We start from the raw sequence: 24436 nt of genomic DNA on the forward strand, positions 1-24436 counted from the left end.
TCGCGGCGACCGCTCTGACCCGCCGAACAAGCCGCGCTGGACGATCTAAGTCGCGCTGAAACTCTTCGGTGCGCCGGCGACAGCCTGTCCGCCCCCCGAACCGACACGCATCACGGCAAGCCCGCGCTCATTGGTGCCGTCGCTGCGGAACCGGAACAGGCCGTCGATGCCGGCGAAGCCGGAGGCATTGGTCAGGACATCGGGCGCGAAACGCTGGTTGCCCTGGGTGCGCGCCAGCGCGGCCACGAGCGCCACCGCATCATAGGCGAGGGTCGCGGTGCGTACGGGATCGCCGCCGAATCGCGTCCGGTAGCGTCCGGCGAAAGCGCGGAAGCCGGACGGATCCGGCGCGGCATAGAGGCCGCCCTGCAGGCTGGCGCTGGCATAGACGCGCGGATTGTCCCACAGCCCGGTGCCGAGCAGCTGGATGTTGCGCAGATTGGCGCCGGCAGCGGTCAGCGCATCGGCCGTCGCCGCGACCGATTCGCCGTCGTCGGCCAGCAGCAGCGCATCGGCGCCGCCGAGCGCCTGCGCCACCGTGCGCGCCGGCCCGGTGCGGTCGCCGGAATATTTCTCGAATGCCACGATGCGTCCGCCGCGGCGGCTGACCGCAGTCTTGAACGCCCCCTCGACGACGGTGCCATAGGCATTGTCGGGCAGCAGCGCCGCGAACGAGCGTTTGCCGACGCTGGCGGAATATTCGACGATGCGGCTCGCATCGGACTCCGGCAGGAAGCTGAGCAGATAGACGCCGCGCCCCGCCACGCTCGAATCCGTCGAGAAGGCGATGACCGAGATGTTGCGCGTGCGCGCCACCTGGGCCGTCGCCGGCACCGAGCCGGCGAACAGCGGGCCGAGGATGATCTCGGCGCCTTCGTCGCAGGCCTGTTGCGCGCCCTGCTGCGCGCCTTGCGGGCTGCCGGCGTCATCCTTGATCAGGAGCTGGATGTTGGGGTTCTGAAACTCGGCCAGCGCCATCTCGGCCGCGTTCTTCATCGATTGCGCGGCGACGCCGGCATTGCCCGACGCCGACAGCGGCAGAATCAGCCCGACCTTGACCTGGCCGTTGCCGGCCACCGCCGGCTGCTGCGGCGGTCCGGCCGGCGCCGTCGGCTGCTCGAACGGATTGAAGCCCTGCTGCACGTTGGAGCACGCCGACAGCAGCGGCGCGCCGACGATCAGGCCCAGCGCCGTTCGCCGGGCGACCCCATGGGGTCCCGGACCGAGAGAGTTGGGATGACGCGGGCCCACCATGGCATCTCTTCGTTCGGCCGAGACCGGCCAGAAGTTCCCCAAACGCACGTCCGCAGGCCGTGCCGATTCACTCATATTGTCGACGAATAGTTAAGCAAAACAAAAGGCTGTCAGCGCCACACCGCCGATCAATTCGACGTTTTGCACGGCCTATCCCCTGCTCGTCCACACCCCCATCGATGTGCCGTTTCGGACTTGAATCGGCGATGAATGGCGACGCGGCGATGCCGATCCCGGAACTTCAAATCGCCGCGCGGCTGTTCCCCTGTGGCAATCCCGCGGCAGGCCCTTTAAATTACCTCGATGGGCGCGAAGGCAATCCCCAAGACGTCGCCGGACGACGGCAAATCTTCCACCACGCCGACCTATCTGGTGGCGGGGCAGACCGTTGCGGCGCCCAAGGCGCGGCCTGGATTGCACTTGGTGGCGACGCCGATCGGCAATCTCGGCGACATCACACTGCGCGCGCTGGAAACCCTGGCCGGCGCCGATCTCATCTTGTGCGAGGACACGCGAATCACGCGGCGCCTGACCGAGCGTTATGGCCTGGCCGCGGAACTCGCAGCCTATCACGAGCACAATGCCGAAGCCGTCAGGCCCAGGATTCTGCAGCGCCTCGCCGAAGGCACGGCCATCGCGCTGGTGTCCGACGCCGGCACGCCGCTGATCTCCGATCCCGGCTACAAACTGGTGCGCGAGGCGTGCGAGGCCGGGCATGACGTCACAGCGCTGCCGGGCCCGTCCGCCGTGCTCGCGGCGCTCAGCGTCGCGGCGCTGCCGACCGACCGCTTCTTTTTCGAGGGTTTCCTGCCGGCCAGGCAGCAGGCGCGGCGCGCGCGGCTGGCCGAGCTCGCGCGCATCGACGCGACGCTGGTGCTGTTCGAGGCCGGCAGCCGGGTTCAGGAGACGCTGGCCGATCTCGCCGAGGCCATGGCGGGACGCCAGGCCGCGATCTGCCGCGAGCTGACCAAGCTGCATGAGGAGGTGCTGCGCGGCGCCATCGGCGATCTCGCTGCAGCGGCTGGCGATCTCGAAACCCGCGGCGAATTCGTGCTGGTGATCGGTCCGCCGCCGCGCGGCGCCGGGGTGCTGACGCCGGATGCGCTCGATGCCGTACTGAAGGATCTGCTGCAGCGATCGAGCGTCAAGGATGCCGTCATGCATGCGGTCGAGCTCTCCGGCCGGCCGCGCCGCGAAGTCTATGCGCGCGCGCTCGAGCTGGCGAAGGACGCGCGGTCAGGGTCGGCCGATGGCGAAGACTGAGCGCGCGTCCGCCGACAAGCCGGCCAAGACGGCTGCGCCGGAGCGCGTCGCCGCCTTTCGCACCGGACTATCGGCGGAGGCCCGCGCGGCAGCGCTGCTGATCGCCAAGGGCTATCGCATCCTCGCCAAGCGCTTCCGCACGCCGCATGGCGAGATCGACATCATCGCGCGCAAGCGCGGCCTCGTGGCGTTCGTCGAGGTCAAGGCGCGCGCCTCGCTCGACGATGCCGCCTATGCGGTGACGCCGCGCCAGCAGCAGCGCATCATCAATGCCACGCAGGCGTGGCTGATGGCGCATCCCGACCATGCCGAATTGGAGCTGCGCTTCGACGCGATTCTGGTTGCGCCGCGCAGCCTGCCGCGCCATCTGGTAGCGGCGTTCGACGCCAGCACCTGACATGAACTGATTGCAGAGAGCAGGGACCTGCCCATGAAACTGAACGTCGCCGTCCAGATGGACCCCATCGCGCGCATCAACATCCGCGGCGACTCCACCTTCGCGATGCTCCTCGAAGCGCAGAGGCGCGGCCATGGCCTGTGCTATTACACGCCGGACAAGCTGTCGCTGCGCGGCGAGGAGCTGTATGCGCCGGTGCAGGCGCTGACGGTGCGCGACCAGGTCGGCGACCACTTCACGCTCGGCGAACCGAAGCCGACCGCGCTGACCTCGTTCGACGTCGTGCTCCTGCGCCAGGATCCGCCGTTCGATCTCGCCTACATCACCTCGACGCATTTCCTCGAGCGCATCCATCCGAAGACGCTGGTGGTCAATGATCCCGCGAGCGTGCGCAACGCGCCGGAAAAGCTGTTCGTGATGAACTTCCCGCAACTGATGCCGCCGACTTTGATTTCGCGCGACCTCGACGAGATCAACGCCTTCCGCGATCAGCACGGCGCCGTGGTGATGAAGCCGCTGCATGGCCATGGCGGCGCGGCGGTGTTCCGCGTCATGCCGCAGGACATGAATTTCGGCTCGCTGTTCGACATGTTCTCGGTGACGTTCAAGGAGCCCTGGGTGATCCAGCGCTTCCTCCCCGAGGTGAAGCATGGCGACAAGCGCATCATCCTGGTCGACGGCGAGTTCGCCGGCGCCGTCAACCGCGTGCCGGCGGCCGACGATCTGCGCTCCAACATGGTGCGCGGCGGCGCCGCGCAGGCCACCGATCTCAGCGCCCGCGAGCGCGAGATCTGCGATACGCTGGGTCCGGAGTTGCGCGCGCGCGGGCTATTGCTGGTCGGCATCGACGTGATCGACGGCAACCTCACCGAGATCAACGTGACCTCGCCGACCGGCATCCGGGCGATCTCGCGGCTCGGCGGACCCGACATCGCGGCCCGCGTATGGGACGTCATCGAGAGCAAACGGCGCTGATCAAGCGCCGTCCCACTTCGCTGGGGATAAGGCCAACCAACGCGATCAGTCCGATGCGTCAGAGGCGAGGCGGAATCGCTGACATCGGCGCAATTCATGCTATGACGCCATTCTCATGCGTCTCGTCCTGACCACCTGGAACATCAACTCGGTGCGCCTGCGCATCGACCTTGTCGCCAAGCTCATCAAGCAGGTCAGGCCCGATGTCCTGTGCCTGCAGGAGACCAAGTGCATCGACGACGCTTTCCCGCTGAAGCGCTTCAAGCGGCTCGGCTATGAGCACGTCGCACTGAACGGGCAGAAGGGCTATCACGGCGTCGCCGTGATCTCGAAATGGCCGTTCGAGGAGACCAACGTCCGCACCTTCTGCGACAAGGTGGACTCGCGCCACATCACCGTGGCATTCGGCGAGAAGGCGCAGCTCGCGCAGCCGCTGGTGCTGCATAATTTCTATGTGCCGGCCGGCGGCGACATTCCCGATCCCGCGCTCAATCCCAAATTCGAGCACAAGCTGCAATTCCTCGACGAACTGAAGGCGTGCGAGCCGCTGCATCCGCGCGGCGACGACCGGCATATCCTGGTCGGCGACCTCAACGTCGCGCCGCATGAGCACGACGTCTGGTCGCACAAGCAGCTCCTGAAGGTGGTGTCGCACACGCCGATCGAATGCGAGAAGCTGCTGGCGGCGCAGACCCATGGCGAATGGGTCGACGTCGCCCGCGAACGCATCCCGATGTCGGAGAAGGTCTACACGTGGTGGAGCTACCGCGCCGCCGACTGGACCGTGGGTGATCGCGGCCGAAGGCTCGACCACATCTGGGTGTCACGCGCCTTGAAGGACCGGGTCAGCGACTTCAGGATCCTGCGCGACGCCCGCAGCTGGGAGCGGCCGTCGGATCACGTGCCGGTCACGGTGACGCTGGACGTTTGACGGCGCGACCAGACAGACCCGTCAGTGCCGAGTTTGTCATTCGCCTGTCCCCACATCGTCATGCCCGGGCTTGTCCCGGGTATCCACGCCGTTCTTAGCACGCCGGACGACGTGGATGGCCGGGACGAGCCCGGCCATGACGGCGGGGAAGGAGCCAAACTCAAGCGAGACGATCGTGCTGCATCGGCAAGAGGTCCGCGTAGACCTCGGGCGGCCGCCAGCCCCGTCACGACGTCAGCTTGGCCCCGGCCGCCATGATGTCGTTGGCGATTCGGCTGGCGCGGTGGGCGAACTCGTCGCGCAGCCGGCGCGCAGCCTTGGCGTCGCTCTCCAGCACACGCTGAAACAGGCTGCGCGAGATCCGCACCACGGTCGAATATTCCAGGGCCGTCGCGGTCGCCGGACGCCGCATCTCGACCAGCAGCGCCAGCTCGCCGATCAGCATGGTCGGCGTCGCGACGATCTCGGCACCGACCTCGTCGCTGATGCGCAATGACCCGCGCTGGACGACATAGCCGCAATCGGCCGTGTCGCCCTCGCGGAACAGGGTCTCGCCGCTCTGGATGTTACGCTGCTCGGAGCCGATGGCGATCATGCGAAGTGAGTCGCTTCCCAGCAGGCGCAATGTTGGGACGCGCTCCAATAGCGCAATATCGTCTTCGATCGACATCAAGGGCCCGGGGAAGGCTGAATGGAACCAATATCATAAATGGCGAAACCGCCATCCCCGAACCTATCACGGTACCAACTTGTAGCCACCGGCCTCCGTCACCAGAATCTCCGGATTCGCGGCATCTTTCTCGATCTTCTGCCGCAGACGGTAAATGTGCGTTTCCAAGGTGTGGGTGGTGACGCCGGAATTGTAGCCCCACACCTCCTGGAGCAGGGTCTCGCGCGACACCGGCTGCTGGCCGGCGCGGTACAGGAAGCGCAGGATCGCCGTTTCCTTCTCCGTCAGGCGGACCTTGCGGGCATTGGCGCCGGTCAGCATCTTCGAGCCCGGCCGGAAGCTGTAGGGACCGACCGAGAACACCGCGTCCTCGCTGGCCTCGTGCTGGCGCAGCTGGGCCCGGATGCGGGCCAGCAGCACGGCGAAGCGGAAGGGCTTGGCGACATAGTCGTTGGCGCCGGATTCGAGCCCGAGAATCGTATCGGAATCGGTATCGTGCCCAGTCAGCATGATGATCGGCGCCTTGAAGCCGCCCTTGCGCAGGGACCGCACCACTTCGCGGCCATCGGTGTCGGGCAGGCCGACATCCATCAGAACCAGGTCGGGTGAATTGGCCTTTGCGGCGGTGGCGCCTTTGGCGCCGGTATCGACGGCCTGGGCTTCGAACTCGTCATGCAGCGAGAGCTGCTCCATCAGGGCATCGCGCAGATCGGTGTCGTCATCCACGATCAGGATCTTGCGGGCATTGGCCATTGTACAATCCTCTAGGTGGCGCCGGCGGGATCGGATGGGTGGCGCCGTCAACGGTGGGCAAACAGGCTCATCAGCCCTGTTCCGTCTTGAAGTAGGGGGCGGTTACCGATTCACAAGCGCCCGGGACTCTACTCCAGAATTGAGCAGGGATTGAGATGATTGTCCTGTTCGACCCTCGCGGCGGACCATTTGCCGACATTAAGGCAATTACCGGGCAATCCGTGGCAATGAAAAGGCACGTTGTTTCATGTCGTTATCGAAGGTGAAGCCTGGCATGCCAGCATCGCGAATCTCGATTCGCACCAAAGCCGGGTCGCGGCAGCGCGGCTGGCTCCATGTCTGGGGCCATGTCATCCCGGTGGCGCTCGGCCGCGGCGGCGTCCTGGCCAACAAGCGCGAGGGCGATGGTGGCACCCCCCGGGGGACCTTCCGGCCCCGGCAGCTGTGGTGGCGGGCCGATCGTCATCCGCGTCCGCGGACCTTTCTTCCGATCCGAGGGATCGGTCCGGAGGACGCCTGGTGCGAGGACCCGGCCGACCGGCACTACAATCGGGCGATCCGCCTGCGCGGCGACCGGCCCGGGGACCGGCTGGCGCGCCAGGACCATCTCTACGACTTCATCATCGAAATCGACCACAACACGCGGCCGCGAATCGCGGGCCGCGGCAGCGCTGTGTTCCTGCACCTCGCGCGGCCGAATTTCGGTCCGACCGCGGGCTGCGTGGCCATGACCCTCCCGGCGATGCTGCGTCTGTTGCAAAGGATCGGTCCGCGCACCAGGATCGTCATCCAATAATAGGGGGGAGGACGACGTCATGCGCGCACCGGATCAGCCAGCCAGCGCCTCGGGCATCCTGCGCCAGCATTGGAGCGAAGGCCGGAAGCTGGCGGCGCTGCCGCCGGAGCTGCGTCCACGCGACCGCGCAGAGGGCTATGCGGTCCAGGCCGAGCTCGAGCGCCACTCGCCCAAGCCGCTATTTGGCTGGAAGATTGCGGCGACCAGCGAGGCCGGCCAGCGCCATATCAATGTCGCCGGTCCGATGGCCGGGCGAATCCTGGCCGAAACGGTGCTGCCGGTCGGCGGCACCGCGTCGATGGCCGGCAACGCGATGCGGGTCGCCGAGCCGGAATTCGCCTTCCGCCTCGGACGCGATCTGCCGCCCCGGCCGACACCCTATAATGTCGCGGAGGTGCTGGCCGCGGTCGACACGCTGCACCCCGCGATCGAAATTCCCGATTCGCGGTTCGCCGACTTCGTCAGTGCCGGCGAGGCGCAACTGATCGCCGACAATGCCTGCGCGCATCTGTTCGTGCTGGGCGAGGCCAGCACCGCCGACTGGCGCAGCCGCGACCTGATCGCGGAGCGGCCGCGGATCACGCTGCGTGGCGAGACCTTCATCGGCCACGGCCGCAACGTGCTCGGTGATCCCCTGATCGCGCTGGCCTGGCTGGTCAACGAGCTCAGCGCGCTCGGCGTGCCCGCGCGAGCAGGGCAGGTGATCACGACCGGCACCTGTCATCCGCCGCTGCCGATCGACAGCGACGACCACATGGAGGCCGATTTCGGCGATCTGGGGCAGGTATCGGTGCGGTTCGAGTAGGGACCTGCCGCGACCGCGCCCTCTTCAGCGATGCCCGAAGATCGCCGAGCCGACACGGACATGCGTGGCGCCAAACTGGATGGCGATGGCGAAATCGGCGCTCATGCCCATCGACAGATGCGCGAGGCCGTTGCGGGCGGCGATCTTGGCGGTCAGCGCGAAATGCGGCCCGGGTGCTTCGTCGACCGGCGGAATGCACATCAGCCCTGAAATCGTGAGCCCGTAATCCGTGCGGCAGGCGGCGATGAAGGCGTCGGCGTCGCCGGGCGCGATGCCCGCCTTCTGCGGCTCCTCGCCGGTGTTGATCTGGATGAACAGTTGCGGATGCCGGCCCTGGGCGGAAATCTCCTTGGCAAGCGCCACGCACAGGCTCGGCCGGTCCACCGAATGGATGGCGTCGAACAGCGCCACCGCCTCCTTGGCCTTGTTGGATTGCAGCGGCCCGATCAGGTGCAGCGCGAGTCCCGGATGCGCGGCCATCAGCGGCGGCCACTTGGCTTTGGCTTCCTGAACGCGATTTTCACCGAACACGCGCTGTCCGGCCGCGATCACCGGCTCGATCGCGTCGGCATCGAAGGTCTTCGACACAGCGATCAGCGTGACCGAGCCGCGATCACGTTTGGCGTCGCGGCAGGCCCGCAGAATCTCCTGCTCGACGGCGGCGAGCGCGGACGGCGAGGACGAGGTTGAGGCGTTCGATTCATCAGGCACGATGGCGTCCGTCGGTAGATTACGGGTTTGGCTGCAATTTTACGCAGTTCGAGAAAAGGTTCTTGAGCCCTTCTCCTTACCCTCCACGGCCGGGGGTAGGGGGAAGAAATGCCAAGCATCCGGTTCAATCGCAATAGAGTGAAGCTGAACCGGCTGATGGGGATCCGCGCCCGGCTGGCGCTGCTCGCCCTGATCCTGGTGGCGCCGCTGATGCTGGAACGTGCGCGCTCGCTGGAAGGCGCCAGGACAAGGCAGATCGCGCTCGCATCGGAGGAATTCTCCAGCCTCGCCCGGCAGAGCGCCGACATGCAGCGCGAGGTCATCATGTCGGTGGAGACGGTGCTGAAATCGACGGCCTATGTCCGGGCGTCGAGCACCGGCGTGAGCCGCAGCTGCGACATGATGCGCGCCAGCCTGCCGGCGACCCTGCCGTGGATCCGCACCCTGATGATCGCCGGCCGCGACGGCCGCATCCAGTGCTCGACCAACAACCAATATGTCGGGCTCGATTTCAGCGACCGGCCGTATTTCCGCAGCGCCCAGGAATCCCGTGAGTTCGTGTTCAGCGACTACCTGCTGTCGAAGCCGTCGCACGTGCCGATCGTCATGGCCGCCTATCCGGTCGGCGCGATCACCGGCGAGCCGGACGCGGTGATGCTCGCGAGCGTGAACCTGGAATGGATGTCCAAGATCATGAACAATCTTGGCGGTCGCCCCGGCATCACGGCGGTGCTGATCGATAGCGAGGGAACCGTGCTGGCGGCGCCCGCCGACCGCACCGAGCTGATCGGCCGGCCGCTCGACAGCGTGCCGTTGTTGTCGGCCGTTGCCGAGACCGCGCTGAGCTCGGGCAAGCCGTCCGAGACGATGAGTTTCACGGCGGCGGATGGCTCCAAGCGCGCGATCACCTTCACCCGGATCGCCGACACCGGCTCGCGGCTGATCGTCAGCATCGATGAGACGCGCGTCACCGCCGCCATCGACCGCGAGATCCGCAATGCCTATCTGCAGGCTGGCCTCGTCTGCCTGATCGTGCTGCTCGGCGCGCTGATCGCCGCCGAGAAGCTGATCGTGAAGCCCGTCAGCATGCTCGCCGCGACCGCCAAGCGCTTCGGCCACGGCCACTGGTCGGCGCGCGTCACCACCAAGCATCTGCCGTCGGAGTTCGTTCCGCTGGCAAAGTCCTTCAATGCGATGGCCGCCAAACTCGGCCAGCGCGAGCGCGAGCTGGTCGCCGCCAATGACCGGCTGACGGTGATGGCGTCGATCGACATGCTCTCGGGCCTCGCCAACCGCCGCGGCTTCCAGAACCGCATCGACGTCGAATGGAGCCGCGCGCAGCAGGCCGGCACCGAGCTGTCGCTGCTGATGATCGACGTCGACCACTTCAAGCTCTACAACGACACCTATGGGCACCCTGAGGGCGACGCCTGCCTGTCACGTCTCGGCGAGACGCTGTCGCAGATCGCCGGTGCAATGACGGCTTTCGCCGGCCGCTATGGTGGTGAGGAGTTCTGCCTGTTGCTGCCGGGCATGGGTGCGAGAGAGGCGCTCGCGGTCGGCGAGCAGGTGCGCGCCACGGTGCTGGAGCTCGAGCTGCCGCACGCGACGTCGGCGCATCGATGCGTCACCGTGAGCGTCGGTGTCGCCTCGACCCGGCCGAACGAGTCGCTGATGCCCTCCGACCTGATCGAAGCCGCCGATGCCGCGCTCTATGCGGCCAAGCATCGCGGCCGCAACACGGTCATCGCGCATGGCTTCGCGGATGTCGCGGATGACAGGAGCGGCGTGGCACGCGCCGGATAGGGCTGCGCCGCGGCCAGCGATCAGCCGACCGCGAGCTTCCGGTCGAGCTCGAGCTCGGTGACCACGCGGTTTCGGCCGAGCTTCTTGGCGAGATACAGCGAGCGGTCGCAACGGTCGATCAGATCAGCCATCGATTCGCCGAACTGGAACTGGCCGACGCCGATCGACACCGTGATCTGCGGCAGCACCTCGCCGGTCGAGCGCCGCGTGAACTGACAGTCGGCGATGGTGCGCCGGATGCGCTCAGCGATGACGGTGCAACCTTCGAGGTCGGTCTGCGGCAGCACCGCGATCAGTTCCTCGCCGCCGTAACGCGCCGGAAGATCCTTGTCGCGGACGCGCTCGCGCAATGCCTTGGCGACGAGGCGCAGCACCTGATCGCCGACGCCATGGCCGTAATTGTCGTTGAACTTCTTGAAGTGGTCGACGTCGATCAGGAGAATGCTGAGCGGTTCGTCGCGCTCCATCGCCTCGACCTGTGCATGGCGGAAGAACTCTTCGAGCGCGCGCCGGTTCGGCAATCCGGTCAGCGTGTCGGTGCGGGCGCGCTGCTCCGACTTGTTGAGCGAGTCCCGGATGGTGTCGAGCTCGCGTGACTTCTCGGCAAAGCTCGCTTCGAGTTTCGCCGCACGCGCGGTTGCCTGGGCGAGCTCACTGACCAGGTTCTCGATCAGGATCTTCGGATCGACACCCTGCTCGCTGCGTTCGGCGACGCCATCGATCGCCGCCATGTGCGTGCGGTTGTCGGCGATCGCGGCCGTCAGATACTGCTTGGCGGAGTCCATCACGCCATGCAACTGCTGCGAGACTTTGTGGACGACAGCCGCTTCCGTACCCTGCTGGCCGATATAGGTGTCGAACAGCGCCTGGTTGGTGGTCTTGTCGAACTTGCGCTTGTTGCTGACCAGGATGTCGACGGCGCGCTTGAGATCCGACGCCGAGCCCAGTGAGTACTTGAACCACAGATGGAAGTTGTTAGGCGTCGGTGGCACGCGCTGTTGAGCCATGGATTTCATGGCCTTTTCCGCGACCGTCGTCGCGTACTCGAAGTCAAGCTCGTCGAACGTAGCGCCGGACACGATGTGGAGTGATCCCAGATGCGGGCTGATGCCTGGATGTATGCACTCAGTCTCCCATTCAAGTCTTAACCGTGCCTCAATCGGACCTTCGACACAGCCGGCGGAGGCTGCAAAAAACTCGCGATTACCGTCGCTTAGCGGATGCCCAAAATGGTATCATCATCTGTCGCCCCATTGACCGGGCTGCCGCTTTTGTGGCCTAGTCCGCCGTCTTCAAACGACGCGAATCCTCGAAAATTATAAGCGATTCCATGACATCCGAACGCTACAACGCCCGTGAAGCCGAGCCGCGCTGGCAGCGCCAGTGGGACGAGAAGGCGATCTTCGCCACCAGGAACGACGATCCGCGTCCGAAATACTACGTACTCGAGATGTTTCCCTATCCGTCGGGACGCATCCATATCGGCCATGTCCGTAATTATACGCTCGGCGACGTGCTGGCGCGCTTCATGCGCGCCAAGGGCTTCAACGTGCTGCATCCGATGGGCTGGGACGCGTTCGGCCTGCCGGCGGAGAACGCCGCGATCGAGCGCAAGGTCGCGCCGAAGGCATGGACCTACGACAACATCGCCGCGATGAAGAAGCAGCTGCGCTCGATCGGCCTGTCGCTCGACTGGGCGCGCGAATTCGCGACCTGCGATCCGTCCTACTACAAGCACCAGCAGAAGATGTTCCTCGATTTCATGCAAGCCGGGCTGGTGGAGCGCGAGCAGCGCAAGGTGAACTGGGATCCGGTCGACATGACCGTGCTCGCCAACGAGCAGGTCATCGACGGTCGCGGCTGGCGGTCCGGTGCGGTGGTCGAACAGCGTGAGATGAACCAGTGGGTGTTCAAGATCACGAAGTACTCGCAGGAGCTGCTGGACGCGCTCGATGGTCTCGACCGCTGGCCCGACAAGGTCCGGCTGATGCAGCGGAACTGGATCGGCCGCTCCGAAGGCCTGCTGATCCGCTTTGCGCTGGATCCCAAGACGACGCCGGCGGGCGAGACCGAATTGAAGATCTTCACGACGCGGCCCGACACGCTGTTCGGCGCCAAGTTCATGGCGATCTCGGCGGACCATCCGCTGGCGCAAGCCGCGGCCGCCAAGAACCCGGAGCTCGCCGCGTTCATCGCCGAGATCAAGCGGATCGGAACCGCGCAGGAAGCGATCGACACCGCGGAGAAGCAGGGCTTCGACACCGGCATCCGCGCCGTGCACCCTTTCGACCCCAGCTGGACCTTGCCGGTCTATGTCGCGAACTTCGTGCTGATGGAATACGGCACCGGCGCCATCTTCGGCTGTCCGGCGCACGACCAGCGCGACCTCGACTTCGTCAACAAATACGGCCTCGGCAATGTCCCGGTGGTCTGCCCCGAGGGCCAGGACCCGGCGAGCTTCGTCATCACCGACACCGCCTTCGACGGCGACGGCCGGCTGATCAATTCGCGCTTCCTCGACGGCATGACGATCGCGCAGGCCAAGGACGAGGTCGCCAGGCGGCTGGAGACCGAGCAGCGTGGCGGCGCTGCCGTCGGCGAGCGCCAGGTCAATTTCCGCCTGCGCGACTGGGGCATCTCCCGGCAGCGCTACTGGGGCTGTCCGATCCCGGTGATCCACTGCGCCAAGTGCGACGTCGTGCCGGTACCGCCGAAGGACCTGCCGGTGGTGCTGCCGGACGACGTCAGCTTCGACAAGCCAGGCAATGCGCTCGATCACCATCCGACCTGGAAGCACGTCACTTGCCCGACATGCGGGGGCAAGGCGTTGCGCGAAACCGATACCATGGACACCTTCGTGGACTCGTCCTGGTACTTCGCGCGCTTCACCGATCCGTGGAACGAGACCTCGCCGACCACGCCGGCGGTGGCCAACCGGATGATGCCGGTCGACCAGTATATCGGCGGCGTCGAGCACGCGATCCTGCATCTGCTCTACAGCCGCTTCTTCACCCGCGCGATGAAGGCCACCGGGCACGTCGCCATGGACGAGCCGTTCGCCGGCATGTTCACGCAGGGCATGGTGGTGCACGAGACCTACCAGAAGGCCGACGGCACTTATGTGAACCCGGCCGAGGTCAAGATCGAGGTTGGCGGCAATGGCCGCCGCGCGGTGCTGAGCGCGACCGGCGAGGACATCACGATCGGCCCGATCGAGAAGATGTCGAAGTCGAAGAAGAACACGGTCGACCCCGACGACATCATCGAGAGCTACGGCGCCGACGTCGCGCGCTGGTTCATGCTGTCGGACTCGCCGCCGGACCGCGACGTGATCTGGAGCGACGAGCGGGTGCAGGGCGCGGCGCGCTTCGTCCAGCGTCTCTGGCGGCTGGTCAACGAATCGGTCGCGGCGTCCGCCGAAACCCCCTCCCCCCGTCCCGCCGCCTTCGGCGCCGACGCGCTGGCGCTACGCAAGGCGGCCCACGGCGCCCTCGACAAGGTGACCGGCGGCATCGAGCGGCTGCACTTCAACGTCTGCCTGGCGCATATCCGCGAATTCGCCAACGCGCTGGCCGACGTCCTGGCGCGGCCGGCCAAGCCGGCCCCCGACCTGGCCTGGGCGATTCGCGAGGCTGCGGGGATCCTGGTGCAGCTTTTCTCGCCGATGATGCCGCATCTGGCCGAGGAATGCTGGCAGTTGCTGGGCCACACTGGGCTGATCTCGGAGGCGTCCTGGCCGCAAATCGAACGAGATTTGCTGGTTGAGGACAGCATGAGCCTGGTCGTCCAGGTCAACGGCAAGAAGCGCGGAGAAGTCACAGTCGCCAGCAACGCGCAGAATCCGGAAATTGAGGCTGCCGTTTTGGCCCTCGATGCAGTAAAACTGGCGCTGGATGGCAAACCCGTCCGCAAGGTGATCATTGTTCCCAAGAGGATCGTGAATGTCGTCGGCTAGGTTTCGGATCGCTGCTCGGCTTGTTGCCGTGGCCGCTTTGGCCGCGCTGACGGCAGGCTGCTTCCAGCCGATGTATGCGGAACATACCGACGGCACGCCCGGCCTGCGTGAAAAGCTTGCCGGCATCGAGCTGCCGCCGGTCGACAAGCCGAACGCCTCGCCCGAGGCGCGCATCGGCGTCGGCATCCGCAACGCGCTCGCCTTCAAGCTGTACGGCACCGCAACCGGCACGGCGCCGACCCACAAGCTGGTGCTGCGATTGCAGACCAGCCGGTCCTCGCTGATCGTCTCGCAGACCACCGGCCTGCCGACCACCGAAAATGTCGGCCTCGACGTGCAGTACAATCTGGTCGAGCTGGCGACCAACAAGTCGGTCATGACCGGAACGACCTTCGCGCGCACCTCCTACGACATCCCCGGCTCGTACCAGCGCTTCGCCCGGCAACGCGCCTTCCGTGACGCCGAGGATCGCGCCTCCGAGGAGGTTGCCGAGAAGATCAAGACCCGGCTCGCGGCCTATTTCACCGCGGGCACCTGACGCACGGCTGACATCGCCGTGGTCGCGCTGCGCGGACGAGACATCGATGCCTTCCTGGCCAAACCGGACGCCGCCCGTCCGCTGATCCTGTTGTACGGCCCGGATACGGGCCTGGTTCGCGAGCGTGCCGAGGCCCTTATCGCGTCGGCCGTCGACAACCCCGATGATCCGTTCTCCGTGGTCAGGCTCGACGGTGACGAGCTCTCCGCGGAGCCGTCGCGCCTCGTCGACGAGGCCATGACCGTGCCGCTGTTCGGCGGCCGGCGGGCCATCCGGGTCCGCGCCGGCTCGCGCAATTTCGCCAGCGGCGTCGAGACGCTCAGCGAGATGAACGTGCGGGACTGCCGCATCGTGATCGAGGCCGGCGACATCCGCCCCGATTCGCCACTCCGCAAGATCTGCGAGAAGGCCAGAACGGCGGTCGCGATCGGCTGCTACCCGGACACCGAGCGCGATCTCGCCAAGCTGATCGACGACGAATTGCGCATCGCGGCCCTGCGCATCGCGCCTGACGCTCGCGCCTATCTGATGGCGCTGCTCGGGGGCGACCGCCAGGCCTCGCGCAACGAGCTGCGCAAGCTGACCCTGTTCGCCCATGGCGAAGGCGAGGTGACGCTCGACCACGTGATGGCCGTGGTCGCGGACGCCTCGGAGATGAAGCTCGACCCGATCGTTGACGGCGCCTTCGGCGGCAAGCCCGAAATTGTCGAGACCGAGTTCGGCAAGGCGATGATCGCCGGTACCTATCCCGGCGTCATCATCTCCGCTGCGCAGCGACATGCGGCATGGCTGCACAAATCGGCGCTCGCCGTCGCTTCCGGCACGCCAGTCTCGTCCATCCTCGAAGGCGGTTTCCCGCGGCTGCACTTCTCGCGCAAGCCGAGCGCGGAAGTCGCGCTGCGCAACTTCTCCCCTGCCCGGCTGCTGCCGATCATCGACCAGCTGGCGACGGCTGCGCTCGACATGCGCAAGCAGCCGGGGCTCGCAGCGGCGATCGCGCAGCGGACATTGTTGTCGATCGCGGTCGCGGCACGGCGGAAGGGGTGACGCGTCTACGTAACGTCGGCTGAGGCAGCGGCGGTGACGAAGCGCACACCCCAAATTGGCCAGCGACCGCGCTCCAATCTCCGGCGTCATTCCGGGGCGACGCGCGGCAGCGCGGCGAACCCGGAATCCATCGGGCTGCGTCATCTGCCGTAAAATGGATTCCGGGTTCGCGCTACGCGCGCCCCGGAATGACGGAGGAGAGAGCCGAGATCAGCAGAGGCAGACGCGACGAGGACACATGCAGGCCACTCTCGTCACTCATTAGTAGCTCGTCATGCTCGTGCTTGACCCGGCCATGACGAATGTGAGTTCGGGGCAACGAACTCATGAGAGACCGCGGCGCAGTAAGCGCCGCCAACTCACATCTAACCCTGCTCCAACCGACGCATCACCTCGTCGAGCTGCTCCAGGCTGCGATAGGTGATCTGCACCGTGCCGCCGGGATCGCGGTGGCTGATCGACACGGAAAGGCCGAGCGCATCGCCGACGCGCTTCTCCAGCGCGATGGTGTCCGCGTCCTTCTTCTCCGCCGTCGCGCTGCCTCCAGCGCTGCGCGGCTTCTGCGGCTTGCGCTCCGGCACGCCCTCTTCATGCGCGAGCGCCTCGGTCTGCCGGACGTTCAATCCTTCCGCGATGATCTTCTTCGCCGCCGACATCGGATCCGGCAGATTGATCAGCGCGCGCGCATGGCCGGCCGAGATCTGCCCGGTCGCGATAAAGCCCTGCACCTCGGCCGGCAGCTTGGTCAGCCGCATCATGTTGGCGACGTGGCTGCGGCTCTTGCCGACGATCTTGGCGATGTCTTCCTGGTTGCGTTTGAACTCGTTGGCGAGCGCGTGATAGCCCTGCGCCTCCTCCATCGGGTTGAGATCCTCACGCTGCACGTTCTCGATGATCGCGAGCTCCAGCGCGTCGCTGTCGCTGACATCGACCGGAACGATCGGCACCTCGTGCAGGCCGGCGGCCTGCGAGGCGCGCCAGCGCCGCTCGCCGGCGATGATCTCGTAGCGGTCGTGCTGGCCCTTCACCGGACGCACCACGATCGGCTGGATCACGCCGTGCTGCTTGATCGAGGCCGAGAGCTCGGCGAGCTCGCCGTCGGAAAACGTCTTGCGCGGGTTGCGCGGATTGGGCTTGAGAAACTCGATCGGCACCTTGCGCTGATTGCGCGGCCGCTCCGGCGGCGCGCCGGCCTCGCGGCCGACGTCACCGATCAGACTTGCAAGACCCCGGCCCAATCGCGATCGCGACTCGTCGGCCATCGCCTTCTCCTTTGGATTCACGTCACGCTCCGCTTGCGTCTGCTGCCGATCAGTCCCGCCGGCACAATGAACGAGGGAGCGGATCCTGACCGGATCCGCTGCCGTCCTCAAATGAGATCCGGGCGACGAGGTGCCCGGAGCAGAGGCAAGGTCAGTTCGTGCGCAGGTCACGCTCGCGCTGAATGACCTCGGTGGCGAGCTTCAGATAGGCCTCGCTGCCGACGCACTTCAAATCGTAGACCAGCACCGGCTTGCCGTAGGACGGTGCTTCCGAGATGCGCACGTTGCGCGGGATCATCGTGTTGTAGACCTTCGATCCCATGAACTGACGGACGTCGGCCACCACCTGGTTCGACAGGTTGTTGCGCGAGTCGAACATCGTCAGCACGATGCCGTGGATCGACAGGTTCGGGTTCAGGGTCGAGCGCACCTGCTCCACGGTCTGCAGCAATTGCGACAGACCTTCGAGCGCGAAGAACTCGCACTGCAGCGGCACCAGGATCGCATCCGACGCGGCCATCGCATTGACGGTCAGCAGGTTCAGCGACGGCGGGCAATCGACCAGCACGTAGGTGTAGTCGTTCTCCGGCGAGACGTTGTTGTTGAGACCGGCGATCGCGTCGCGCAGACGGAAGGCGCGGTTGGCGCTGGAGCCGAGCTCGAGCTCCAGACCCGACAGGTCCATCGTCGAGGAGGCGATGTGCAGCCGTGGCACGGCCGTCGCAACGACGGCGTCGCGCAGCGAGGCCTCGCCGATCAGCACGTCATAGGTCGAGCAGTTGCGGCTGCCACGGTCGATGCCGAGCCCGGTCGAGGCATTGCCCTGCGGATCGAGGTCGACGATCAGCACGCGCTCGCCGATCGCGGCCAGCGCCGTGCCGAGATTGATCGCGGTCGTGGTCTTGCCAACCCCGCCCTTCTGGTTGGCGAGCGCCAGGATGCGCGGATGCCCCTCCGGGTGAGGAGCCCTATCTTCTTGATAAATCTGATCAATTACGGCCATGCGCGATCGCCATTGGTTGTCGTCTTGACGGAATTCAGCTCTGTCGCTCGATGCAATCGATTGCGACGATCCAGCCCTGCCCGCCCGTCCGGCTGGAATGAAGTTTCGGCTCAATTTTCCAATACTTAGTAGATTCGGTCAATTCCGCTTCTACATCTTGACCCTTGAGAAACAGCGCTTTCGCGCCTTTTTTCACCAGGGGCTCCGCAAAGCCGATGAGTTGGTGTAGCGGAGCCAGCGCGCGTGCGGTCACGCAATCGACTCGCCCACTCCACTTCTCCACGATATCCCCGATCTCTGACAAATGCACGATCCCCGGAGCACCGGTGACGCGAATTGCTTCGCGCAGGAACGCCGCCTTCTTGGCGATGCGCTCAACCAGATGGACCTGGGCGCCGGGCCGCTCGGCCAGCGCGCAGGCGAGGACGACGCCCGGAAACCCGCCGCCGCTGCCGAGATCGACCCAGATCCGGGCGTCGGGCGCGAGATCGAGAAGCTGCAGCGAATCCGAAATGTGCCGGGTCCAGAGATGCGGCAAGGTCGAAGGCGCGACGAGATTCGTCTTGGCCTGCCACTCCAACAGCAGGGAGACATAGCAATCGAGGCGCTGCTCCGTTTCACGTGAAACGGGCGTCAAGGCGAGCGCAGCCGCCTTGTCGGATTCGATCACCTTGGACGCCACTGCCTGTTTCACGTGAAACGCCCTTCAGCCCGCGGCCTTGCTGCGACGCGCTTCGCGGCGAAGATAGGCCGCGAGAATTCCGAGCGCCGCCGGCGTCATGCCGTCGATCCGGCCCGCCTGCCCGATCGTCCAGGGCCTGGCAGCCGCCAGCTTCGCCCGCGCCTCATTGGAAAGACCCGGGACGAGCGCATAGTCGATGTCGCCGAGCACCAATCCCTCGTCGCGCCGGAAGGCATCGACGTCGTCGCTTTGGCGGCGGACATAGACATCATATTTGGCATCGATCTCGAGATGGGCGGCGATGGCGGCATCGATCGCGCCGAGCTCCGGCCAGATCACCCTCACCTCGGAGAAGCCGATCTCCGGATAGGCCATCAGCTCGAAGGCCGAGCGGCGCTGGCCATCCTTGTTGAGCGTGAGGCCATGCTTAGCCGCCTCGTTGGGCGTGATCGTCAGCGACCTCGCCAGCGAACGGGCAGCCTCCAACGCATCCATCTTGGTTCGATGGAAACACGCACGCTCATTGCCGACACAGCCGAGTGCGATGCCCTTGTCGGTCAGCCGCTGGTCCGCATTGTCCGCCCGCAGCGTCAGCCGATACTCGGCGCGCGAGGTGAACATCCGATACGGCTCGGTGATCCCTCGCGTGACCAGGTCATCGATCATCACCCCGAGATAACCGTCGGCGCGATCAAACACGACCGGCGCGCCGCCGCCTGCGGCCAGCGCCGCATTGAGGCCGGCGACCAGACCTTGAGCCGCGGCCTCCTCATACCCGGTCGTGCCGTTGATCTGACCGGCCAGGAACAGACCCTTCATCCGCCTGGTCTGCAGGGTCGGCTCGAGCTCACGCGGATCGACGTGGTCATACTCGATCGCATAGCCGGGCCGGATCATCCGGACCCGCTCGAGACCCGGGATGGTCGGCAGCAGCGCGAGCTGAACCTCCTCCGGCAGCGAGGTCGAGATGCCGTTCGGGTAGACCGTCGTGTCGTCGAGTCCTTCCGGCTCCAGGAAGATCTGGTGGCCGTCGCGATCACCGAAGCGGACGATCTTGTCCTCGACCGAGGGACAATACCGCGGCCCGGTCGACTTGATCTGCCCGGAGTACATCGGCGAGCGATGGACATTGGCGCGGATCACCTCATGGGTCGCGGTCGTCGTCCGGGTGATGCCGCATTGGATCTGCGGGGTGGTGATCTTATCGGTCAGCGCGGAGAACGGCTCCGGCGGATCGTCGCCGGGCTGCATCTCGACTGCCGTCCAGTCGATCGTCGATCCATCCAGACGCGGCGGGGTCCCGGTCTTGAGCCGGCCGAGCTGAAGCCCGATGGCCTCCAGGGACCGGGAGAGCCCCAGCGCCGGCGCTTCGTCGACCCGCCCAGCCGGCCAGGTCCGCTCACCCAGGTGAATCAGACCACGCAGGAAGGTGCCGGTCGTGATGACCACCGCGCCACAAATAAAAGCCCGGCCATCGGCCAACCGCACTCCCGTGACCCGGCCGTCCGTGACGATCAATTCGTCCGCCTCGCCTTCGATCACGGAAAGGTTCGCGGTCTCCCGGATCGCCGACTGCATCGCTGCGGCATAGAGCTTGCGATCGGCCTGGGCACGGGGACCTCGAACGGCCGGTCCCTTCCGGCGATTCAGAACCCGAAACTGGATGCCGCCGGCATCGGCGACCCGGCCCATCAAGCCGTCGAGCGCGTCGACCTCGCGAACCAGATGTCCTTTCCCCAGTCCTCCGATCGCTGGATTGCAAGACATGGCCCCGATCGTCGCGAACTGATGGGTGATCAGTGCGGTCCGGGCGCCCATGCGTGCCGCACCCGCCGCAGCTTCGCAGCCGGCGTGGCCGCCACCGATGACGATGACGTCGTAGGATGTCAGATGCTGGAACATGGGGGCTTATCTAACGCTTGCAGACAACGCTCGGAAGACGTTTCACGTGAAACATTCGCCACGACAAGGCGAGGACGTTTCACGTGAAACAGCACCCTGAGATCGGAACTTGTTTCACGTGAAACGTCGCGAGAGTTCCGTCCCTGTTTCACGTGAAACAGTTGATGGTCCGTTAACCAAGCAACGCTTCATTAAGTATATCTGTCGCGCCGAGACCGTTGCCGTCGCTACTTGCCGATACAGAACTCGCGAAAGATCACGTCCAGCACATCCTCGATGTCAACCCGCCCCAAGAGGCGCCCGAGCGCGAGGGCGGCGATCCGCAGCTCCTCCGCGGCGAGCTCCTCCCCGAGATCTACGGCCGCAATGCTCTGGCGAAGTGCGGCCGCCGTCTCCTCGAGCAGGGTTCGTTGCCGTTCTCGCGTGATCAGGCCACTCTCGGTCGATCCAAAGAAGTCACCAGCGAAGCCGATCAGGGCCTCCAGCAGTTCGGACAAGCCTGCTCCGGTTCTCGCCGAGATCGCAAAAACCCGATCCGCGCTTTGCACCGACGCCGCAGCTCTCGCCTGGGGGGCCGGCAGGTCGATCTTGTTGCGGACCAGCCAGACAGGCACCCCAGTTCGACGCTCTGCCTCCGCCTGATCATCCTCGGACAGCCACAGCACGAGATCGGCCTGCGCCGCCCGATCGCGGGCCCGCCGCACGCCCTCCTGCTCCACGGGATCGTCCGTCTCCCGGATCCCCGCAGTATCGATCACCGTGACCGGATAGCCCTGGAGGTCAAGCTGGATCTCGATGACGTCGCGCGTGGTGCCGGCATGGGGCGAGACGATCGCCACTTCACGCCGGGCCAGTTGGTTCATCAATGTCGACTTGCCGGCGTTCGGAGGTCCGGCGATCACGACCGTCAAACCGTCACGCAGCCGCTCCGCCCGGCCCTGAGCCGTCAGAACGGTCTCGATCTCCGCCAGGAGCTGTTCGATCCGGGACAGCGCCGGCGCCATCAGCTCAGCCGGAACGTCGCCTTCATCGGCAAAGTCGATCCCGGCTTCGATCATCGCCGCAGCTTCGATGATCTGCTCACGCCAGCTCCGCGCCTTGTCGCCCAGCAGGCCCTTCAACTGCCGCAACGCCTGGCGCCGCTGGCGATCGGTGTCGGCGTGAATGAGATCGTCGAGCCCCTCGGCTTCGGTCAGATCGATCTTGCCATTCTCGAACGCGCGCCGCGTGAACTCGCCCGGCTCTGCAGGGCGCATCTGCGGCATCGTCGAGAGGAGCGAGAACACCGCCGCGATGACGGCCCGACTGCCATGGACGTGCAACTCGGCGACATCCTCGCCGGTGGCGCTTGCGGGTCCGGGAAACCACAGCACGACGGCATCGTCGATCGCTTCGCCACCGCCATCGCGCAGCAGGGCGCGTGTCGCTGTCCTCGGCACCGGCAATCTTCCCGCCAGCAGCCGAAGGGCAGATCCCGCGTATGAGCCAGAGAGTCTGACAATCGCAATCGCGCTCGGCAGCCGTCCCGAGGACAATGCAAAGATGGTCTGATCGTGAGGATGCATGATCATCAGTTGGGCTTGCCGGCAGCGAAACACAATCGGTTTGCAGCGGCATGCTTTACGCCGGATGCCGCCGACGAGCGGTGGCGCCCGCGCCTGATACAGTCCCGCAAACAAAAAGGGCGCTCCGAAGAGCGCCCTTTCCAGATCGAGACCGTGGTCCAATCAGGTGTTCATGGATTCGAAGAACTCGGCATTGCTCTTGGTGCTGCGGAGCTTGTCGAGCAGGAAGTCGATCGCGTCCATGGTGCCCATCGGATTGAGGATGCGGCGGAGGACGTACATCTTCTTGAGGTTCTGCGGCTCGGTGATGAGCTCTTCCTTGCGGGTGCCGGACCGGGCGATGTCGATCGCCGGGAAGGTCCGCTTGTCCGCGACCTTGCGGTCGAGGATGAGCTCGGAGTTGCCGGTGCCCTTGAACTCTTCGAAAATGACCTCGTCCATGCGGCTGCCGGTATCGACCAGCGCGGTCGCGATGATCGTCAGCGAGCCGCCTTCCTCGATATTGCGGGCGGCACCGAAGAAGCGCTTCGGCCGCTGCAGCGCGTTGGCATCGACACCGCCGGTCAGTACCTTGCCGGAGGACGGCACGACAGTGTTGTAGGCGCGGCCGAGGCGGGTGATCGAGTCCAGCAGAATGACGACGTCGCGGCCGTGCTCGACCAGGCGCTTGGCCTTCTCGATCACCATCTCCGCGACCTGGACGTGACGCGCCGCCGGCTCGTCGAAGGTCGAGGACACGACCTCGCCCTTGACCGAGCGCTGCATGTCCGTGACTTCCTCGGGGCGCTCGTCGATCAGCAGCACGATCAGGTAGCACTCGGGATGATTGGCCGTGATCGAGTGCGCGATGTTCTGCATCAGCACGGTCTTGCCGGTGCGCGGCGGCGCGACGATCAGCGCGCGTTGGCCCTTGCCGATCGGCGCGACGATGTCGATGACGCGCGGCGACAGATCCTTGCGGGTCGGATCCTCGAGCTCGAGCCGGAAGCGCTCGTCCGGAAACAGCGGCGTCAGGTTGTCGAAATTGACCTTGTGCTTGGACTTCTCGGGATCCTCGAAGTTCAGCGTGTTGACCTTGAGGAGCGCGAAATAGCGCTCGCCCTCTTTCGGGCTGCGGATGTGGCCCTCGATCGTATCACCGGTGCGCAGGCCGAAGCGGCGGATCTGCGAGGGCGAGACATAGATGTCGTCGGGACCCGGCAGGTAGTTGGCGTCGGGCGAGCGGAGGAAGCCGAAGCCGTCGGACAGAACCTCGACGACGCCCTCGCCGATGATGTCGATCTCCTGGATAGCGAGCTGCTTGAGGATGGCGAACATCAGCTCCTGCTTGCGCATCGTGCTGGCGTTCTCGACCCCGTTTTCCTCCGCGAAGGAGACGAGCTCGGCCGGCGTCTTTGACTTGAGGTCCTGTAGTTTGATTTCCCGCATTGGGGTGGTCCTGTGGAAGCGACTTGGGAGGGGGATGCGAGGTGGCTGTGGGAAGGCGGACGAAAATGAGGTCCGCAGGTCTGAGCAAGGTTGGCGCCAATGAGGCACCAGACCTGATGCGGCGGCCGGTCAAGCCGGAACGCAACCACATCCGCCTGCGTGGGGTGGGATATCGACAATATAGAAAATCGCACCGTTGTCCGCAAGGCGTCTGCGGCGGAGCGGTATTCCCTGGGAGACGGTCAGAACGGCTTGACGATCACGAGAATCACGATGCCGATCATGAGAACCGTCGGTACCTCATTGATATAGCGGTAGAATTTCTGGCTGCGCGTGTTCTTGTCGGCGCCGAATTCCCTGACCCAGCGGGTAAACAGGCCGTGGACTCCGGACATGATCAGCACTAGCAGGAATTTGGCGTGGAACCAACCACTGGTATACCAGTGTCCGGCCCAGACCAGATAAAGCCCGGCCAGCCAAGTCACAGTGATCGCCGGATTGATGATCGCCTTGAGCAGGCGGCGTTCCATGACCTTGAACGTCTCGGACTGCTTCGATCCGATCTCGGCGTCGCAATGATAGACGAACAGCCGCGGCAGATAGAGCATGCCGGCCATCCAGGCGATGACCGCGATGACGTGCAGGGCCTTGATCCACTCATACATCGGAAACGCGCGATCCTCTCAGCCAGCG

The 24436-nt window shown here is 65.6% G+C and carries 22 protein-coding genes; 10 read left to right on the forward strand and 12 right to left on the reverse strand.

The genetic code is table 11. The annotated features are described in order from the left end of the window. Nucleotides 1-45 precede the first annotated feature (45 nt). The gene (locus QX010_RS28050) at nucleotides 46-1254 is read right to left on the reverse strand and encodes a penicillin-binding protein activator (protein ID WP_316183022.1); all 1209 of its coding nucleotides are present in this window, start codon (nucleotides 1252-1254) and stop codon (nucleotides 46-48) included. Nucleotides 1255-1557: 303 nt separating this feature from the next. Here QX010_RS28050 and rsmI point away from each other — a divergent pair, with 303 nt between their 5' ends. The 4 genes from rsmI to QX010_RS28070 all read left to right on the forward strand — a co-directional run bounded on the left by rsmI (nucleotide 1558) and on the right by QX010_RS28070 (nucleotide 4820). Beyond that, nucleotides 1558-2517 carry a 16S rRNA (cytidine(1402)-2'-O)-methyltransferase gene (gene rsmI, locus QX010_RS28055; RefSeq protein ID WP_316183023.1) on the forward strand — a complete coding sequence of 320 codons (960 nt, stop codon included), beginning with the start codon at nucleotides 1558-1560 and terminating at the stop codon, nucleotides 2515-2517. After that, a complete protein-coding gene (locus QX010_RS28060; RefSeq protein WP_315805602.1) occupies nucleotides 2504-2914 on the forward strand; it encodes a YraN family protein in 411 nt (136 codons plus the stop codon). Before rsmI ends, QX010_RS28060 begins: the two co-directional genes overlap by 14 nt. A 33-nt stretch (nucleotides 2915-2947) precedes the next feature. Then, nucleotides 2948-3889: a glutathione synthase gene (gshB, locus tag QX010_RS28065; RefSeq protein WP_315805601.1), complete on the forward strand. Its 942-nt coding sequence runs from the start codon at nucleotides 2948-2950 to the stop codon at nucleotides 3887-3889. Between the two features lie 115 nt (nucleotides 3890-4004). Continuing rightward, complete coding sequence (locus tag QX010_RS28070; RefSeq protein ID WP_315805600.1) at nucleotides 4005-4820, forward strand: exodeoxyribonuclease III; 816 nt, start codon at nucleotides 4005-4007, stop codon at nucleotides 4818-4820. A 226-nt stretch (nucleotides 4821-5046) separates the two neighbouring features. Here QX010_RS28070 and QX010_RS28075 read toward each other — a convergent pair whose 3' ends face one another. Next, nucleotides 5047-5490 (reverse strand): cyclic nucleotide-binding domain-containing protein, encoded by a 444-nt coding sequence (locus QX010_RS28075; RefSeq protein WP_315716814.1) that lies wholly within the window; start codon nucleotides 5488-5490, stop codon nucleotides 5047-5049. Nucleotides 5491-5556: 66 nt separating this feature from the next. Continuing rightward, a complete protein-coding gene (locus tag QX010_RS28080) occupies nucleotides 5557-6243 on the reverse strand; it encodes a response regulator transcription factor (RefSeq protein WP_315716813.1) in 687 nt (228 codons plus the stop codon). 274 nt (nucleotides 6244-6517) lie between these two features. On the opposite strand from QX010_RS28080, the gene QX010_RS28085 reads away from it, so the two are divergent. Then, nucleotides 6518-7039, forward strand: a complete 522-nt coding sequence (locus QX010_RS28085; RefSeq protein WP_316183024.1) for a L,D-transpeptidase — start codon at nucleotides 6518-6520, stop codon at nucleotides 7037-7039. 19 nt (nucleotides 7040-7058) lie between these two features. Then, complete coding sequence (locus QX010_RS28090) at nucleotides 7059-7844, forward strand: 2-keto-4-pentenoate hydratase (RefSeq protein WP_316183025.1); 786 nt, start codon at nucleotides 7059-7061, stop codon at nucleotides 7842-7844. A gap of 24 nt (nucleotides 7845-7868) precedes the next feature. Here the strand turns inward: QX010_RS28090 and QX010_RS28095 are convergent, their stop codons facing one another. Then, on the reverse strand, nucleotides 7869-8555 hold the full coding sequence (locus QX010_RS28095; protein ID WP_315800891.1) for a YggS family pyridoxal phosphate-dependent enzyme: 687 nt from the start codon (nucleotides 8553-8555) through the stop codon (nucleotides 7869-7871). A gap of 108 nt (nucleotides 8556-8663) precedes the next feature. Here QX010_RS28095 and QX010_RS28100 point away from each other — a divergent pair, with 108 nt between their 5' ends. Beyond that, entirely contained in the window at nucleotides 8664-10361 is a 1698-nt protein-coding gene (locus QX010_RS28100; RefSeq protein ID WP_316183026.1) for a diguanylate cyclase domain-containing protein, read from the forward strand. A 20-nt stretch (nucleotides 10362-10381) separates the two neighbouring features. Here QX010_RS28100 and QX010_RS28105 read toward each other — a convergent pair whose 3' ends face one another. Continuing rightward, nucleotides 10382-11368, reverse strand: a complete 987-nt coding sequence (locus QX010_RS28105) for a GGDEF domain-containing protein (RefSeq protein WP_315800933.1) — start codon at nucleotides 11366-11368, stop codon at nucleotides 10382-10384. 323 nt (nucleotides 11369-11691) lie between these two features. Between QX010_RS28105 and leuS the strand changes: the two genes are divergently transcribed. From leuS to holA, 3 genes are read left to right on the forward strand one after another with little or no spacing between them, the layout of a single operon-like run. Further along, the gene (gene leuS, locus QX010_RS28110; RefSeq protein ID WP_316183027.1) at nucleotides 11692-14316 is read left to right on the forward strand and encodes a leucine--tRNA ligase; all 2625 of its coding nucleotides are present in this window, start codon (nucleotides 11692-11694) and stop codon (nucleotides 14314-14316) included. Continuing rightward, complete coding sequence (gene lptE / locus QX010_RS28115) at nucleotides 14303-14854, forward strand: LPS assembly lipoprotein LptE (RefSeq protein WP_315800888.1); 552 nt, start codon at nucleotides 14303-14305, stop codon at nucleotides 14852-14854. The genes leuS and lptE overlap by 14 nt, the downstream gene beginning before the upstream one ends. Before the next feature lie 18 nt (nucleotides 14855-14872). Further along, nucleotides 14873-15901, forward strand: a complete 1029-nt coding sequence (holA, locus tag QX010_RS28120) for a DNA polymerase III subunit delta (protein ID WP_316183028.1) — start codon at nucleotides 14873-14875, stop codon at nucleotides 15899-15901. 365 nt (nucleotides 15902-16266) lie between these two features. Here holA and QX010_RS28125 read toward each other — a convergent pair whose 3' ends face one another. The 7 genes from QX010_RS28125 to hemJ all read right to left on the reverse strand — a co-directional run bounded on the left by QX010_RS28125 (nucleotide 16267) and on the right by hemJ (nucleotide 24408). Beyond that, nucleotides 16267-17163, reverse strand: a complete 897-nt coding sequence (locus tag QX010_RS28125; RefSeq protein WP_315800886.1) for a ParB/RepB/Spo0J family partition protein — start codon at nucleotides 17161-17163, stop codon at nucleotides 16267-16269. A gap of 151 nt (nucleotides 17164-17314) precedes the next feature. Then, nucleotides 17315-18166: a ParA family protein gene (locus QX010_RS28130; protein ID WP_315800885.1), complete on the reverse strand. Its 852-nt coding sequence runs from the start codon at nucleotides 18164-18166 to the stop codon at nucleotides 17315-17317. A 34-nt stretch (nucleotides 18167-18200) separates the two neighbouring features. Beyond that, nucleotides 18201-18860: a 16S rRNA (guanine(527)-N(7))-methyltransferase RsmG gene (gene rsmG / locus QX010_RS28135; protein ID WP_316183029.1), complete on the reverse strand. Its 660-nt coding sequence runs from the start codon at nucleotides 18858-18860 to the stop codon at nucleotides 18201-18203. 12 nt (nucleotides 18861-18872) lie between these two features. Next, nucleotides 18873-20750: a tRNA uridine-5-carboxymethylaminomethyl(34) synthesis enzyme MnmG gene (mnmG, locus tag QX010_RS28140; protein WP_316183030.1), complete on the reverse strand. Its 1878-nt coding sequence runs from the start codon at nucleotides 20748-20750 to the stop codon at nucleotides 18873-18875. Nucleotides 20751-20977: 227 nt separating this feature from the next. After that, nucleotides 20978-22315, reverse strand: a complete 1338-nt coding sequence (gene mnmE, locus QX010_RS28145) for a tRNA uridine-5-carboxymethylaminomethyl(34) synthesis GTPase MnmE (protein WP_316183051.1) — start codon at nucleotides 22313-22315, stop codon at nucleotides 20978-20980. Between the two features lie 162 nt (nucleotides 22316-22477). Further along, nucleotides 22478-23743: a transcription termination factor Rho gene (rho, locus tag QX010_RS28150; protein ID WP_315740414.1), complete on the reverse strand. Its 1266-nt coding sequence runs from the start codon at nucleotides 23741-23743 to the stop codon at nucleotides 22478-22480. A gap of 242 nt (nucleotides 23744-23985) precedes the next feature. Next, a complete protein-coding gene (hemJ, locus tag QX010_RS28155; protein ID WP_316183031.1) occupies nucleotides 23986-24408 on the reverse strand; it encodes a protoporphyrinogen oxidase HemJ in 423 nt (140 codons plus the stop codon). Nucleotides 24409-24436: the final 28 nt, after the last annotated feature.

The sequence above is a fragment of the Bradyrhizobium sp. SZCCHNRI1009 genome, from assembly GCF_032487575.1.
Lineage (GTDB): Bacteria > Pseudomonadota > Alphaproteobacteria > Rhizobiales > Xanthobacteraceae > Bradyrhizobium.